The organism is Herbaspirillum sp. AP02, assembly GCF_015767275.1.
Lineage (GTDB): Bacteria > Pseudomonadota > Gammaproteobacteria > Burkholderiales > Burkholderiaceae_D > Herbaspirillum.
The window spans coordinates 265,604-279,719 of the sequence record NZ_JADWMY010000003.1; the positions used below are offsets into that span (position 1 = coordinate 265,604).

A 14,116-nucleotide genomic window follows, 5' to 3' on the forward strand; every position below is an offset into this window, starting at 1 on the left:
GGCCACAATGAGGCTTCCCCCATCCTGCAGGCCGCTGCAGGGGGCGTGCCGTCCAGCTCAACGTGCTCATGTCAAAAGCCTTCAAAACCATAGAGCAGCAGGTCCTAAGCCAGCTGCGCAACGATATCCTGCGCGGCAACTATCGCCCCGGTGACAAGTTGCGCCAGGACGATGTGGCGCGCCGCTTCGAGGTCAGCACCACGCCTGTGCGCGAGGCCTTCCGCGGCTTGCGTTCGGAGGGGCTGGTGACCATCGATGCCAACAAGGGAGTGGTGGTCAAGGGGCTCTCGGTACAGGATGTGGCCGAGATCTATGAACTGCGCATCGTGCTGGAGCCGCTGCTGGCGCACAAGTCGGTGGCCTCGATCCGGTCCGATGCCCTGGAGGCGGCCACCGCGCTGCACGAGCAGATGTGCCGGGCTGACGACCCGCATGCCTGGGCGGCACTGAACTGCGACTTCCACGATCACCTCATGCGCAGCGAGCAGGGATCACGCCTGTACGAGATGGTCCGCAACCTGTTGCTGGTGGCCGCACCCTATGTCTCCCTGTCGATCTACCTGCTGCCGCAGATCCAGCTGACCGACAATGAAGAGCACGCGCAGATTCTGCAAGGCTACCGGCAGCGCGATGCTGCCCTGGTCGAACAGATCGTGCGCCAGCATCTGCAGCAGACGCTGGAGGCGATCCAGGATTCGGTCAACGAAGAGACCTTGGGCAGCGCGTTTCGCTAGCACCGGATTACCCGCTCATTGCGCCATGCGGCGCGCGATCTCGCGGATCAGCTGGCGTGCCAGGCTCTGCTTGTCGGCGCGCGGCAAGGCGCTGTGGCCCTGGGCGTCAAACAGCATCAGGGAATTGTCATCACGGCCGAAGGTCTGGTGGCCGATATTGCCGACCAGCAGCGGGATGTTCTTCCTGATCCGCTTGGCCGCGCCGTATTGTTCCAGGTTCTCCGATTCGGCCGCAAAGCCCACGCAATAGGGGCGTTGGGGCAGGGCGGCGACGGTGGCGAGGATGTCGGGGTTCTGCACGAATTGCAGTTCTGGCGTGTCCTGCTCGTTCTGCTTCTTCAGCTTCTGCGTGCTGGCATTGGCCACGCGCCAGTCGGCCACCGCTGCCACCGCCACGAACAGGTCTTGTCCGGCCACATTGCCCATCACCGCATCGTGCATCTGCTGTGCCGTCTGCACGTCCACGCGACGCACGCCATAGGGTGTGTCCAGCGCGGTCGGGCCGGATACCAACGTCACTTCCGCGCCTGCTTCACGTGCCGCCCGGGCGATCGCATAGCCCATCTTGCCCGAGGACAGATTGGTGATGCCGCGCACCGGGTCGATGGGTTCGAAGGTCGGGCCGGCCGTGAGCAGCACGCAGCGGCCCGCCAGCAGCTTGGGCTGGAAGGCGGCGACGATCTCTTCCAGCAGTTGCATCGGTTCCAGCATGCGGCCTTCGCCGACTTCGCCACAGGCCTGCGCGCCGGCATCGGGGCCGAGCAGCAGGATGCCGTCTTCCCTGATCTGGCGCACATTGCGCTGGGTCGCCGGGTTCTGCCACATCTCCACGTTCATGGCCGGTGCCACCATCAGTGGCACCCTTGCCGGACGCGCCACGCACAGGGTCGAGAGCAGGTCGTCACAGGCGCCATGGGCCAGCTTGGAAATGAAGTCGGTGGAGCAGGGCACGATCACCACCGCATCGGCATCGCGGGTGAGGTTGATGTGCGGCATGTTGTTGTCCATGCGCGCATCCCACTGGTCGGTATAGACCGGGTTGCCGGTCAGTGCCTGCATGGTGACGGCGGTCATGAAATGGGTGGCCGCCTCGGTCATCACCACATGCACCGACACCCCGGCGCGGCCGAGTTCGCGCGCCAGCATCGCGGCCTTGTAGCAGGCCACGCCGCCGGTCAGGCCCAGTACGATTTTCTTGCCAGCCAGTTCCATTGCATGCTCCCTTGCGCCAGGTGGCGCGCCGCAGGTGGGTTGCCGTTCTTACTTCCGGGAGACCCGGCGCAGTTCATCCACCACGAACAATACCGCACCCACGCAGATCGCACTGTCGGCGATGTTGAAGGCCGGCCAGTGCCAGTTGCCGACATAGACGTCGAGGAAGTCGATGACGTGGCCATAGACCACGCGGTCGATCACGTTGCCGATGGCGCCACCCAGGATCAGCGCCAGCGCCCAGCAGAACATGCGCTGGCCGGGATGCTTGCGCAACAGGTGGATGATGAACACCGCCGCACCGATGCCGATGGCGGTGAACAGATAACGCTGCCAGCCACCGCTGGCGGCCAGGAAGCTGAAGGCCGCCCCCTTGTTGTAGACCAGCACCAGGTTGAAGAAGCCGGTCACGGGCAGCGATTCGCCGTAGTGGAACAGTTTCAGGATGGTGATCTTGGAGAGCTGGTCCAGCAGCAGCACGATGGCGGCGATGCCCAGCCAGGGCAGCAGGCCCTGGGTGGAAGAGGACGAGGCGGAAGAGGAGGAGCGCTTTTTGGTTGCCATGGATGTTCTTGTTTGAGTGAGCTGCCCGCTGCGAAGGTTGCGGCGGGCAGCTTTGCAAGGCCGTCCTGCTTGGATCAGGCGAAGCGGCGCTTCTCGCCCTGGCCGAACAGGTTGCTCACGCAGCGGCCGCACAGGCCGGGATGCTCGGGATGAGACCCGACATCGGCGCGATAGTGCCAGCAACGTTCACATTTCTGCTGGGTCGAGGGCGTGACCACCACGCCTTCTTCCTCGGCGCTGGCCACGCGGGTCACGCTGGCAGCGGAGGTGATGAGCACGAACTTGAGGTCTTCACCCAGGCTCTCCAGCAGGTCGGCCTTCTCGCCCGACACCTTCAGTTCCACCTCGGCCTGCAGGGAAGACCCGATGCTGCCGGCGATACGCACCTCTTCCAGCTGCTTGGTGACGACGGCGCGCACTTCGTGCAGTACCGCGAACTTGGCCAGCAGGGCCTCGGCATCGCCCACTTCCGGCAGCGCGTAGTAGGTCTGCGAGAAGATGGTCTCGCCGCTGGCCTCGAAGGCTTCCTTGCCGGCGAAGAAGCTCCAGGCTTCTTCGGCGGTGAAGGACAGGATCGGTGCCATCAGGCGCAGCAGCGACTGGCTGATGTGCCAGACAGCGGTCTGGGCCGAGCGACGCGCCGCCGAATCCACGCCGCTGGTGTAGAGGCGATCCTTGAGGATGTCCAGGTAGAAGCCGCCCAGGTCTTCCGAGCAGTACATCTGCAGCTTGGCCACCACCGGGTGGAATTCATAGGACTCGAAGTGTGCCAGCACCTCGCCTTGCAGGCGCGCCATGTTGGCGATTGCGTAGCGGTCGATCTCCAGCAGTTCGGCCACCGGCACGGCGTGCTGCGCCGGGTCGAAGTCGGCCGTGTTGGCCAGCAGGAAGCGCAGGGTATTGCGGATGCGGCGATAGGCTTCCACCACGCGCTTCAGGATTTCGTCCGAGATCGACAGTTCGCCCGAGTAGTCGGTCGAGGCCACCCACAGGCGCAGGATTTCCGCGCCCAGCGAGTCCGAGACCTTCTGCGGGGCCACCACGTTGCCCTTGGACTTGGACATCTTCTTGCCCTCGCCATCGACCACGAAGCCGTGTGTGAGCAGGGCCTTGTAGGGCGCGCGGCCATTCAACATGGACGAGGTCAGGAGCGACGAGTGGAACCAGCCACGATGCTGGTCCGAGCCTTCCAGGTACAGGTCGGCCGGGAACTGCGACTGCTGGCGGTGCGAACCACGCAGCACGGTCTGGTGGGTGGTGCCGGAGTCGAACCAGACATCCAGCGTGTCGCGGTTCTTGACGTAGTGCTCGGCATCCTCGCCCAGCAGTTCCTTGGGGTCCAGCGCCTGCCAGGCTTCGATGCCGCTCTTCTCGATGCGCTGGGCCACCTGTTCGATCAGCTCCGGCGTGCGCGGATGCAGTTCGCCCGTTTCCTTGTGCACGAAGAAGGCCATCGGCACGCCCCACTGGCGCTGGCGCGACAGCGTCCAGTCCGGACGGTTGGCGATCATGCCGTGCAGGCGCGCCTTGCCCCAGCCGGGGAAGAAGGCGGTGTCCTCGATGCCTTGCAGCGCGGTCTGGCGCAGGCTGGGGCCGCCATCCTTGGGCGTGTTGTCCATGCTGGCGAACCATTGCGAGGTGGCGCGATAGACGATGGGGGTCTTGTGGCGCCAGCAGTGCATGTAGCTGTGGTCGAACATGACCAGCTTGAACAGCGAACCCACTTCTTCGAGTGTGGCGCAGATCGGCTTGGAGGCTTCCCAGATGCTCAGGCCGGCGAACAGCGGCAGCCAGGACGCATAGCGACCATCACCCATGACCGGATTGAGGATGTCGTCATCCTTCATCCCGTGCGCCTTGCAGGAGATGAAGTCTTCGATACCGTAGGCCGGCGCCGAGTGGACGATACCGGTGCCGCTGTCGGCGGTCACGTAGTCGCCCAGGTAGATCGGCGAGAGGCGGTCGTAGCCGGCATCGGCCTTGGCCAGCGGGTGATGGAAGCGGATCAGCGCGAGCTTTTCGCCGGTGGTGGTGGCGATGATCTTGCCCTCCAGGCCGAAGCGCTGCAGGCAGGATTCGACCAGGTCCTTGGCCAGGATCAGCAGCGTGGCTTCGCCGTTGCGGCTGGTCTCGACCAGCGCGTATTCGAATTCCGGGTGGACGTTGAGCGCCTGGTTGGACGGGATGGTCCAGGGCGTGGTGGTCCAGATGACGATGTAGCCGTGACGGGTCGGCAGGTCGGCCAGGCCGAAGGCGGTGGCCAGCTTGTCGTGTTCGGCGAAGGGGAAGCCGACATCGATGGCCGGGTCGCGCTTGTCCTGGTATTCCACTTCCGCCTCGGCCAGGGCCGAGCCGCAGTCGAAGCACCAGTTCACGGGCTTGAGGCCACGATAGACATAGCCCTTCTCCAGGATCGTACCGAGCGCGCGCAGCTCGTCGGCTTCGTTGGAGAAGTTCATGGTCTTGTAGGGGTTGTCCCATTCACCCAGCACGCCCAGGCGGATGAAGTCGGCCTTCTGGCGCTCGATCTGCTCGCCGGCGTAGGCACGCGCCTTGGCTTGCACTTCGGCCACCGGCAGGTTCTTGCCGAACTGCTTCTCGATCTGGATTTCGATGGGCATGCCGTGGCAATCCCAGCCCGGCACGTATTGCGCGTCGAAGCCGGCCATGTTGCGGGCCTTGACGATCATGTCCTTCAAGATCTTGTTGACGGCGTGGCCGATGTGGATGTCGCCGTTGGCATACGGAGGACCGTCATGCAGGATGAACTTGGGCCGGCCGGCCGACGCCTTGCGGATACGTTCGTAGACCTTCTTCTCCTGCCACTGCTTGACCCATTGCGGCTCGCGCTTGGCCAGGTCGCCGCGCATGGGGAAGGCGGTCTCGGTCATGTTGACCGGGTATTTGGAGGGCGCCTTGCCGGCTTTTTCCGGTTTGCCGGGCTTGGCGGAGTTGTCGTTGCTGGACATGAGAAAGCTTTCCTTGGATGCAGTTTGATTCTGGCGCCGGGCGTGCTGACATGCGCGCTGGCGAAATGCGGATGGGGCGGCTGGACGACGGCGGGAGCGCTGCTCCGGCCATCGCCCAGCGTTCAAATTCGGTCGGTGGCCGAGACGGCGAAGCCGGCGTTCTCGCGGAACCAGATGCGGGCGTGCTCGACGTCGCGGGCGATGGCGGTGGTCAGCGTGGGCAGGTCCACGTACTTTTCCTCATCGCGCAGCTTTTGCAGGAATTCGACCCGCACCAGCTTGCCGTAGCAATCACCCTGGAAATCCAGCAGGTGGGTTTCCAGCAGCACGCGGCCGCTGTCGTCGACCGTCGGGCGCACGCCCAGGCTGGCTACGGCTGGCAACGGCTGGTCCGACAGGCCGTGCACCTGCACCACGAAGATGCCCGACAGCGCCGGGCGCTTGTGGCCCACGCGCATGTTGAGGGTGGGGAAGCCGATGGTGCGGCCCAGTTTCTTGCCATGGACCACGCGCCCGCTGATGGCATAGGGATGGCCCAGCAACTGGCGCGACAGGTCGAAATCGCCTTCGGCCAGCGCAGCCCGCACCGCGGAGGAAGAGATGCGCACGCCGGCATTGGTCACGGTAGGCAGGGCATGGACTTCGAAGCCATGCTCCTTGCCGGCCGCCACCAGGGTGGCCAGGGTGCCGGCGCGGCGCGCGCCAAAGCAGAAGTCGTCGCCTACCATCAGCCAGCGCACGTGCAGGCCCTGTACCAGGATCTTTTCGATGAAGTCCTGCGGGGAGAGCGCGGCGAAGTGGCTGCCGAAATGCTCCACGACCACACGGTCGATGCCGGCGTCGGCCAGCGACTGCAGCTTGTCGCGCAGGTTGGCGATGCGCGCCGGGGCGCGTTCGGGGGTGCCGGCCAGTTGGGCGAAGAATTCACGCGGATGCGGTTCGAAGGTCATCACCGCCGCGTCCAGGCCCAGTTTGCCGGCAGCCTCGCGCACGCGTGCCAGCAGGGCCTGGTGGCCCAGATGCACGCCGTCGAAATTGCCGATGGTCAGCGCGCACGGGGCGCGCGATTCGGCTGTGGGAAGTCCGCGAAATACCTTCATTGAGCCGCTGGAGAGATGCGCTGTTACAAAAGCCTTCCATTATAAATGGTTTCGGAGGCTTTCCTTGATTTGGTGGCGGGATCGGGGCGATCAAGCGCCTGCTTGCGCATCTCAGGAAGGTTTTTTCACATTTCTCAATAGAAATATTGCTTTTCGTGCATGCCTGGCTCTGCTCAGCGCAAGGCAGGAACCGTTTCCGGCTCCTGCAACTGGCGCGCCTCGGCCAGCATCCAGATGGTGATCTTGCGCACCTCCAGCTTGCTCTGGGTGATGTGGGCGCGCAGCAGGATCTGCGCCTCGGTGGCGCGACGCTTGGCCACCAGTTGCAGGATCTTGCCGTGTTCCTCGTAGGTGGCGTCGACGCGCTTCTTCTTGAGGAAGTCCAGACGACGCACGATGCGGATCTTTTCGGTGACCTCGGTATGGACCCGGGTCATCTCGTGGTTGCCGGCGGCGGCCACCAGGTTGGTATGGAAGGCTTCATCCAGTTCGGCCACCTGCACCGCGTCCGAGAGCCGGTCTTCCGGCTGTACCAGCCAGATCGCGTTCAACTGTTCCAGGCCGGCGCCGGGCTCCTCCTGGCTGCACAGCTTTTCCAGTGCCGCCATCTCCAGCACGATGCGCAGGTCGTAGAGATTGTCGAGCCGGTCGAAATCGATGGGGCAGACCTTCCAGCCGCGCCGGAAGCCCACCTCCAGATAGCCCTCGCGCTGCAGTCGGAACAGCGCGTCCCGCAGCGGCGTGCGCGACACCCCCTGGCGCTGCGCCATCTCGGTTTCGGTGAAATTGTCGCCGGGCAGCAGGCGGAAGCTGAAGATGTCGTCCTTGATCCGGTGATAGACCTGTTCGGCAAGCGGGTTGGCAACGGTGACGGTCATGGCGCGGGCATTCTGGTGTTCTCGGGGTACGGTCTCATGCCATCAGGCTGACGTGGGCGGCGACGATGCGCCAGCCTTCTTCCATGCGGACCCAGGTCTGCATCTGACGGCCGATCCGGTCGGACGTGTGGTCCGTGAATTCGGTGGAGACCGTAGCATAGTCGGTGCCGAAGGTGGTGACAACGGTGCGCTGCAGCTTGCGCGAGGCCGGTACCGGCGTGCAGGTCTTGCGGTACTGGCGGATCGCCTCGCCGCCCAGCAGCACCTCGCCCACGCCATAGCGCACGGTCTGCGGCGCATACCAGAACCAGCGGTCCAGGGTGGGGATGTCATTGACCAGCAATGCGTATTCGTAATCGGTGAAGGCCTGTTCGACCTCGGCCACCACATGCGGCAGGTTCACTTGCATCATGGATTTTCTCCTGTGTAGGCCGCCACCCCGGCCTGCAGTTGTGCCAGCGGGGCGCGCCAGCCGACGATGCCGCCCTGGGCCGTCAGCATCTCCAGCGTGGTGCGATGGAAGTCGGGGAAGTAGCTGGCGCAGGCATCCTCCACCACCAGACATTCATAGCCACGGTCATTGGCTTCGCGCATCGAGGTCTGCACGCAGACCTCGGTGGTCACGCCGGCCACCAGCAGGTGCGTGATGCCGCGCTCCTGCAGTTGTGCATGCAGGTCGGTGGCGTAGAAGGCGCCCTTGCCGGGTTTGTCGATGACCAGTTCGCCTTCCACCGGGGCCAGTTGCGGCAGGATCTGGTTGCCTGGCTCGCCTTGCACCAGGATGCGACCCATCGGTCCGACATCGCCGATGCCCAGCGTCGGGTTGCCGCGCAGGCGCTTGGAGCGCGGGCAGTCCGACAGGTCCGGCAGGTGCGATTCGCGGGTATGTACCACCAGCATGCCGGCCTCGCGTGCCAGCTGCAGCAGCACCGCCACGGTGGGCACGATGGCCGCCAGTGGCCGCACGTCATTGCCGAGGGCACTGCCGAAGCCGCCTTCCTCGATGAAGTCGCGCTGCATGTCGATCACCACCAGCGCCGTGCTGCGCGGGTGGAACTGGTAAGGGTAGGGAGCGGCGTCGATACGGATCATGCGGCCTCGGCGTGAGTGGGTTGTTCGGAGTGGCCCGCCATCCAGCGGCCCAGCGCGGCGCGGTCGGCACCCCGGGTGGCGACGTCCTGCGCCACATGTTCGATGCGGCCTTCGGTCATCACGAGGATGCGGTCGGACAGTTCCAGCAATTCGTCCAGGTCTTCGCTGACCAGCAACACCGCCGCTCCGCGTGCGCGGGCCTGCAGCAGGCGGGCGTGGATGTCGGCCACCGAGGCGAAGTCCAGGCCGAACACCGGGTTGGCCACGATCAGCACATTGGGCGCGCCGGCACTATCGGCGCCGCCATCGGCCGCATGTTCGCCCAGCTCACGGGCCAGCACGGCGCGCTGCACGTTGCCGCCGGAGAGCGTGCCGATGGCGCGTTCCGGCAGCGGCGGCTTGACGTTGAAGGCGCTGATGAGCGACTGCGCCTGGCGCTTCATGGCGGCCCGGTCGATGCGCCAGCCGCCGCGCTTGAAGGGGGCGACATCGAAATTGCGCAGTGCCATGTTCTCGGCCACGCTCATGCCCGGGATGCAGGCATTGCGCAGCGGTTCTTCCGGCAACGCGAACACGCGCAGGCGGCGCATCTCTTCGCGGGTGGCGGCGTAGGGCGCACCGGCCACGTGGATAGCGCCCTGCAGAGGGCGACGCTGGCCCAGCAGGGCTTCCACCAGTTCCTTCTGGCCATTGCCGGAGATGCCGGCCAGCCCCACGATCTCGCCCTGTCTGACTTGCAGTGAAAGCGCGCGCACCGCCGCCACGCCGCGATCATTGTTGACGGTCAGCTCGCGCACCTCCAGTCCCACCGATGCCTGCGCTGGCACCGCAGGGCGCGCCACCTGGGCCTTTTCCTGGCGGGCATGGCCCATCATCCAGTGCGCCAGCTCGTCCGGGCTGGTATCGGCCACGCGGGCGCTGCCCACCAGCCGACCCTTGCGCAGCACGGTGACATCGTCGGCATAGGCGCTCACTTCGTGGAACTTGTGGGTGATCATCAGCACCGTCAGTTCCTGCTGGCGTGTCAGGGCATGCATCAGGCCCAGCACTTCGTCGGCCTCCTGGGGCGTGAGCACCGAGGTCGGTTCATCCAGGATCAGGAAGCGGCGCCGCAGATAGAGTTGCTTGAGGATTTCCAGCTTCTGTTTTTCGCCGGCCGACAGGCTGCTCACCGCCCGGTCCAGCGCCAGCCGGAAGGGCATGCGCGCCATGAATTCTTCCAGCGCCGCGCGCTCGCTGCCCCAGCGGATGCGCCAGGGCAGGTCGCCCCGCGCCAGCAGCAGGTTTTCGGCCACGTTCAGGCTGGGCGCCAGCGTGAAGTGCTGGTAGACCATCCCGATGCCCAACTGGTTAGGGGTGCGTGCGCCACGGATGTCCACCTCGCGTTGATCGGCCATGACGCTGCCCTGGTCGAGCGGGCTATAGCCGACCAGTCCCTTGACCAGCGTGCTCTTGCCGGCGCCGTTCTCTCCCAGCAGGGCATGGATGGTGCCGGCGCGTATCTTCAGGGACACCTCGTCCAGCGCCCGGAAGCTGCCGAAGGACTTGCCGGCGCCGAGGATTTCCAGCTCGAGCGCGTGCATGATCAGCCTCCGATCACATCGATCAGCGCAGTCGAATCCGAGACCGCGCCGAAGACGCCACCCTGCATCTTGATCATCGACAGTGCTGCCAGGTGGTTGTTGTGATCGGTGGCGCCACAGCAGTCGGAGAGCATCACGCATTCGAAGCCACGGTCATTGGCCTCGCGCATGGTGGTGTGCACGCAGACATCGGTGGTGATGCCGGTCAGCACGATGTTGCGGATGCCCCGGGTGTGCAGGACCATTTCCAGGTCGGTGGCGCAGAAGGAGCCCTTGCCGGGCTTGTCGATGATGATCTCGCCGGCGATGGGCGCCAGTTCCGGGATGATTTCCCAGCCCGGCTCGCCGCGCACCAGGATGCGGCCGCAGGGGCCGGCGTCGCCGATGCCCACGCCATTGGTGCCGATCTGGCGCGAGCGCCAGCGCTTGTTGGCGGGCAGGTCGGAGAGATCGGGGCGGTGGCCTTCGCGGGTGTGGATGATGGTGTAGCCGCCGGCGCGCATGGCGGCCAGCACGCGCTTGATCGGCGCGATCGGCGCGCGCGTGAGCGAGAGGTCGTATCCCATCTTGTCGACGTAACCGCCGATGCCGCAGAAATCGGTCTGCATGTCGATGACGATGAGCGCGGTATTGGCCGGGGTCAGGGCGCCATCGTAGGGCCAGGCATAGGGTTCGGCCTTGATGAAGAGTTCGGACATGGTGGCTCCTAGCTTGATTGTCGGGACTATCGGAATTATCGGAATTATCGGGTCAGGCTCAGTTCGCCCGGGGCGCTGGAGAGCGTGCGGTCGGGACGGCAGGTGAGGATCATGATCAAGAGCGTCAGCGCATAGGGCGCGGCATTGAAGAGGTAGTAACCGGAGGTCACGCCCACCGCCTGCAGCGCCGGGCCCAGCGCGCCGGCCGCACCGAACAGCAGCGCCGCCAGCAGGCAGCGCCAGGGCTGCCAGCGCGCGAAGATCACCAGCGCCACCGCCATCAGGCCCTGGCCGCTGGAGAGACCTTCGTTCCAGCTGCCGGGGTAGTACAGCGAGAGATAGGCGCCGCCCACCGCTGCCAGGAATCCGCCTGCGGCGGTGGCTGCAATACGCGTGCCGGTCAGGCGATACCCCAGGGCGCGGGCGGTTTCGGCATGGTCGCCCACCAGCCGCAGCGCCAGGCCCCAGCGCGTGGCCGACAGGCCCCATTGCAGCAGCAGGGCCAGCGCCACGCCAACGAAGAACAGCGCATTGATCTGCAAGGCGTGGTGCAAGCGCTCATTGCTGCTCCAGGCGCCCAGGTCGATGGAAGGCAGCATCGGCGCCTGCGGCTGGATGAAGGGCTTGCCCAGGAAGAAGGCCAGGCCGGTGCCCAGCAGCATCAAGGCAATGCCGAAGGCGATGTCGTTGACCCGTGGCAGCGAACACACCACCCCGTGCAGCACCCCCAGCAGCAAGCCCGAACAGCTCGCCGCCAGCACCCCCAGCCAGGCCGAGCCGGTGTAGAAGGAGGCCGCATAGCCGGTCATGGCGCCGCAGACCAGGATGCCTTCCAGCCCCAGGTTCACGCGCCCGCCTTTTTCGGTGAGGCATTCGCCCAGGCTGACGAAGAGGAAGGGTGTGCCGACCCGGATCGCCCCGGCAAACAGCGCCAGCAGCAGGGTCGCATAGTCGAAGTCATGCATGGCGGGACTCCTTGCTCGGGAGGGTTGGCGCCGCCTGCTGCCAGCGCAGCTTCAGGGCGGCCAGGCGGCCGGTGATGGACTCCCAGGCCAGCAGGTTGCAGAACAGCAGGCCCTGCAGTACCAGCGTGGTGGCGTCGGGCAGATCCAGTCGGCGTTGCAGCAGGCTGCCGCTGGCTTCCACGCCACCGATGACGATTGCGCAGACGATGATGGCCAGCGGATTCTGGCGCGCCGCGAAGGCCACCAGGATGCCTGAGAAGCCATAGCCGGCCAGCAGCGCACTGGTGGCGCTGCCCTGCACGGCACTGACCTCGAACATGCCCGCCAGTCCGGCCGCTGCGCCTCCCAGCGCGCAGGCCGTGAGGACCAGGCGATTGACCGACAGTCCTACCAGCCGCGCCGTGCGCACATTGCCGCCCACCACGCCCATGGCAAAACCGGACACGCTATGGCGCAGGAAGACCCAGGCCGCGATACAGGCGATGGCGCCCCAGGCCAGGCCCCAATGCACATCCAGCCCCGGCAGCGAACCCACCAGGTAGGGGTCCGGCAAAGGCAGGGTGGAGGGCTTGTTCAAGCTGGCCGGGTCGCGCAGCGGGCCTTCCACCAGATGCTTGAAGACCGCTACGGCGAGATAGGACAGCAACAGGCTGGAGATCGTCTCGTTGACACCGCGCCACTGGCGCAGCCCGCCGCACAAGGCGATCCACAGGCCACCGGCCAGCATGGCGGCCACGGCCATGAGCACCAGCATCACCAGCGCCGGCAGGCCCGGCAGCAGTTGCGGCATCACCGCCGCCGCCAGTCCGCCCAGCGCCAGTGCGCCTTCGCCCCCGATGACGATGAGCCCCACCCGTGCCGGCAAGGCCACGCACAGGGCGGTCAGCAGCAGGGGCGCGGCGCGCTGCAGCGTGTTCTGCCAGGCGAACAGGGTGCCGAAGGCGCCCTGGTAGATCAGCAGGCAGGCATCGCCCGCCGGCTTGCCTTGCACCAGCAGGAACAGCACGAACAACAGCAGCGTGCCGGCCAGGGCGCACAAGGTCGGCAGGGCCGGCGCCACGCCATTGAGCAAGGCCGACCGCAGCCTGCGCCAGGGCGAGGCCGTCGGTCCGGTCGGCGCAGCCACGCCGGGAGCGGGGAGGGTAGTCATGGTGCCGTCCTGCGTGCTCGCGTCAGACCTGGCCGACCACGCCGGCCACCAGGTAATTCATCTTCTCCAGCGCCACATCGGTCTGGACCTGGGTGGTGCCGGCCGGTATCACGGTATTGCCCTTGTTGTCCTTGATCGGTCCCTTGAAGATCTGGAACTTGCCGGCCAGCATCTGGGCCTTGATGTCGTCCGCCTTCTTCTTGGCCGGAGCGCTCACGGCCGCGCCGTAGGGCGACATCTTCACGAAGTTGTCCTTCAGGCCGCCGCGCAGGAAGTTGATCATGGGCTTGCCTTCCAGCGTGGCCTTGACGATCTCGGTATAGGGTGTGGCCCAGTTCCACTCGGCGCCGGTGAGGTAGCCCTTGGGCGCCAGCGCAGCCTGGCTGGCGTGATAGCCGGTGGTCATGATGCCGCGCTTCTCGGCGGTCTCGACGATCACCTTGGGGCCATCGACGTGGCAGGTGATGACGTCGCAACCCTGGTCGATGAGGCTGTTGGCGGCTTCGGCTTCCTTCACCGGCAGCGACCAGTCACCGGTGAAGATGACGTGGCAGGTGATGGAAGGATCGACCGACTGCGCGCCCAGGGTGAAGGCGTTGATGTTGCGCAGTACCTGCGGGATGGGCTTGGCGGCGATGAAGGCCAGCTTCTTGCTCTTGCTCATGTGGCCGGCCACGACACCGGAGAGGTATTCGCATTCCTCGATGTAGCCGAAGAAGCTGCCCACGTTCATCGGATGCTTGCCGGCGGTCCACAGGCCGCCACAGTGGGCGATGCGCACCTTGGGATATTTCTCGGCGATCTTCAGGACATGCGGGTCGAAGTAGCCGAAGGAGGTGGGGAAGAGCAGGGTGGCGCCATCCTGCTGGATCATGGCTTCCATGGTCTTTTGCACGGCCACGGTCTCGGGGACCTTTTCTTCTTCGATCACCTTCACGCCCGGCATCTTCTTGATGATGGCGGCGGCTTGCGCATGCGACTGGTTGTAGCCGAAATCATCACGCGCGCCGACATAGATGAAGCCCACGGTCAAGGGACCCGCAGCCAGCAGGTCAAGCGGGAAGGCGGCGCCCAGGGCGGCGGCTCCGGACAGTTTCAGAAAATCGCGGCGGTTTTTCATGTTGTTGCGCTCCAGTCTAGGCGTGGGTGGATGGTCGAATGGTTGGGTCGT

Annotated in this window: 13 protein-coding genes; 1 reads left to right on the plus strand and 12 read right to left on the minus strand. The window is 65.6% G+C overall.

The window, feature by feature from the left end:
* Positions 1-68 precede the first annotated feature (68 nt).
* On the plus strand, positions 69-734 hold the full coding sequence (locus I5R65_RS09690; RefSeq protein ID WP_180670660.1) for a GntR family transcriptional regulator: 666 nt from the start codon (positions 69-71) through the stop codon (positions 732-734).
* Between the two features lie 15 nt (positions 735-749).
* Here I5R65_RS09690 and coaBC read toward each other — a convergent pair whose 3' ends face one another.
* From coaBC to I5R65_RS09750, 12 genes are all read right to left on the minus strand, one after another.
* The gene (gene coaBC / locus I5R65_RS09695) at positions 750-1,946 is read right to left on the minus strand and encodes a bifunctional phosphopantothenoylcysteine decarboxylase/phosphopantothenate--cysteine ligase CoaBC (RefSeq protein ID WP_180670661.1); all 1,197 of its coding nucleotides are present in this window, start codon (positions 1,944-1,946) and stop codon (positions 750-752) included.
* A gap of 48 nt (positions 1,947-1,994) precedes the next feature.
* Positions 1,995-2,510 carry a signal peptidase II gene (gene lspA, locus I5R65_RS09700; protein WP_180670662.1) on the minus strand — a complete coding sequence of 172 codons (516 nt, stop codon included), beginning with the start codon at positions 2,508-2,510 and terminating at the stop codon, positions 1,995-1,997.
* A 74-nt stretch (positions 2,511-2,584) separates the two neighbouring features.
* Complete coding sequence (ileS, locus tag I5R65_RS09705; RefSeq protein ID WP_180670663.1) at positions 2,585-5,479, minus strand: isoleucine--tRNA ligase; 2,895 nt, start codon at positions 5,477-5,479, stop codon at positions 2,585-2,587.
* 122 nt (positions 5,480-5,601) lie between these two features.
* Positions 5,602-6,579 (minus strand): bifunctional riboflavin kinase/FAD synthetase, encoded by a 978-nt coding sequence (locus tag I5R65_RS09710; protein WP_180670664.1) that lies wholly within the window; start codon positions 6,577-6,579, stop codon positions 5,602-5,604.
* A 173-nt stretch (positions 6,580-6,752) separates the two neighbouring features.
* On the minus strand, positions 6,753-7,457 hold the full coding sequence (locus tag I5R65_RS09715) for a GntR family transcriptional regulator (RefSeq protein ID WP_180670665.1): 705 nt from the start codon (positions 7,455-7,457) through the stop codon (positions 6,753-6,755).
* A 34-nt stretch (positions 7,458-7,491) separates the two neighbouring features.
* Positions 7,492-7,869: an oxalurate catabolism protein HpxZ gene (gene hpxZ / locus I5R65_RS09720; RefSeq protein ID WP_006463152.1), complete on the minus strand. Its 378-nt coding sequence runs from the start codon at positions 7,867-7,869 to the stop codon at positions 7,492-7,494.
* Positions 7,866-8,549, minus strand: coding sequence for a cysteine hydrolase family protein (locus I5R65_RS09725; protein ID WP_180670666.1), 684 nt, complete (start codon positions 8,547-8,549; stop codon positions 7,866-7,868). The genes hpxZ and I5R65_RS09725 overlap by 4 nt, the downstream gene beginning before the upstream one ends.
* Positions 8,546-10,132 (minus strand): ABC transporter ATP-binding protein, encoded by a 1,587-nt coding sequence (locus tag I5R65_RS09730; RefSeq protein WP_180670667.1) that lies wholly within the window; start codon positions 10,130-10,132, stop codon positions 8,546-8,548. The genes I5R65_RS09725 and I5R65_RS09730 overlap by 4 nt, the downstream gene beginning before the upstream one ends.
* A gap of 2 nt (positions 10,133-10,134) precedes the next feature.
* Complete coding sequence (locus tag I5R65_RS09735; protein WP_180670668.1) at positions 10,135-10,830, minus strand: cysteine hydrolase family protein; 696 nt, start codon at positions 10,828-10,830, stop codon at positions 10,135-10,137.
* Positions 10,831-10,874: 44 nt separating this feature from the next.
* Complete coding sequence (locus I5R65_RS09740) at positions 10,875-11,795, minus strand: ABC transporter permease (RefSeq protein ID WP_180670669.1); 921 nt, start codon at positions 11,793-11,795, stop codon at positions 10,875-10,877.
* Positions 11,788-12,945 (minus strand): ABC transporter permease, encoded by a 1,158-nt coding sequence (locus tag I5R65_RS09745; protein ID WP_180670670.1) that lies wholly within the window; start codon positions 12,943-12,945, stop codon positions 11,788-11,790. Before I5R65_RS09745 ends, I5R65_RS09740 begins: the two co-directional genes overlap by 8 nt.
* 22 nt (positions 12,946-12,967) lie before the next feature.
* Positions 12,968-14,065 carry a BMP family ABC transporter substrate-binding protein gene (locus I5R65_RS09750; protein WP_180670671.1) on the minus strand — a complete coding sequence of 366 codons (1,098 nt, stop codon included), beginning with the start codon at positions 14,063-14,065 and terminating at the stop codon, positions 12,968-12,970.
* Between the last annotated feature and the right edge of the window lie 51 nt (positions 14,066-14,116).

Excerpts from the sequence above, each read along its gene's own strand:
- I5R65_RS09690 (WP_180670660.1), top strand. The coding sequence starts at position 69 with ATGTCAAAAGCCTTCAAAACCATAGAGCAGCAGGTCCTAAGCCAGCTG.
- coaBC (WP_180670661.1), bottom strand. The coding sequence starts at position 1,946 with ATGGAACTGGCTGGCAAGAAAATCGTACTGGGCCTGACCGGCGGCGTG.
- lspA (WP_180670662.1), bottom strand. The coding sequence starts at position 2,510 with ATGGCAACCAAAAAGCGCTCCTCCTCTTCCGCCTCGTCCTCTTCCACC.
- ileS (WP_180670663.1), bottom strand. The coding sequence starts at position 5,479 with ATGTCCAGCAACGACAACTCCGCCAAGCCCGGCAAACCGGAAAAAGCC.
- I5R65_RS09710 (WP_180670664.1), bottom strand. The coding sequence starts at position 6,579 with ATGAAGGTATTTCGCGGACTTCCCACAGCCGAATCGCGCGCCCCGTGC.
- I5R65_RS09715 (WP_180670665.1), bottom strand. The coding sequence starts at position 7,457 with ATGACCGTCACCGTTGCCAACCCGCTTGCCGAACAGGTCTATCACCGG.
- hpxZ (WP_006463152.1), bottom strand. The coding sequence starts at position 7,869 with ATGATGCAAGTGAACCTGCCGCATGTGGTGGCCGAGGTCGAACAGGCC.
- I5R65_RS09725 (WP_180670666.1), bottom strand. The coding sequence starts at position 8,549 with ATGATCCGTATCGACGCCGCTCCCTACCCTTACCAGTTCCACCCGCGC.
- I5R65_RS09730 (WP_180670667.1), bottom strand. The coding sequence starts at position 10,132 with ATGCACGCGCTCGAGCTGGAAATCCTCGGCGCCGGCAAGTCCTTCGGC.
- I5R65_RS09735 (WP_180670668.1), bottom strand. The coding sequence starts at position 10,830 with ATGTCCGAACTCTTCATCAAGGCCGAACCCTATGCCTGGCCCTACGAT.
- I5R65_RS09740 (WP_180670669.1), bottom strand. The coding sequence starts at position 11,795 with ATGCATGACTTCGACTATGCGACCCTGCTGCTGGCGCTGTTTGCCGGG.
- I5R65_RS09745 (WP_180670670.1), bottom strand. The coding sequence starts at position 12,945 with ATGACTACCCTCCCCGCTCCCGGCGTGGCTGCGCCGACCGGACCGACG.
- I5R65_RS09750 (WP_180670671.1), bottom strand. The coding sequence starts at position 14,065 with ATGAAAAACCGCCGCGATTTTCTGAAACTGTCCGGAGCCGCCGCCCTG.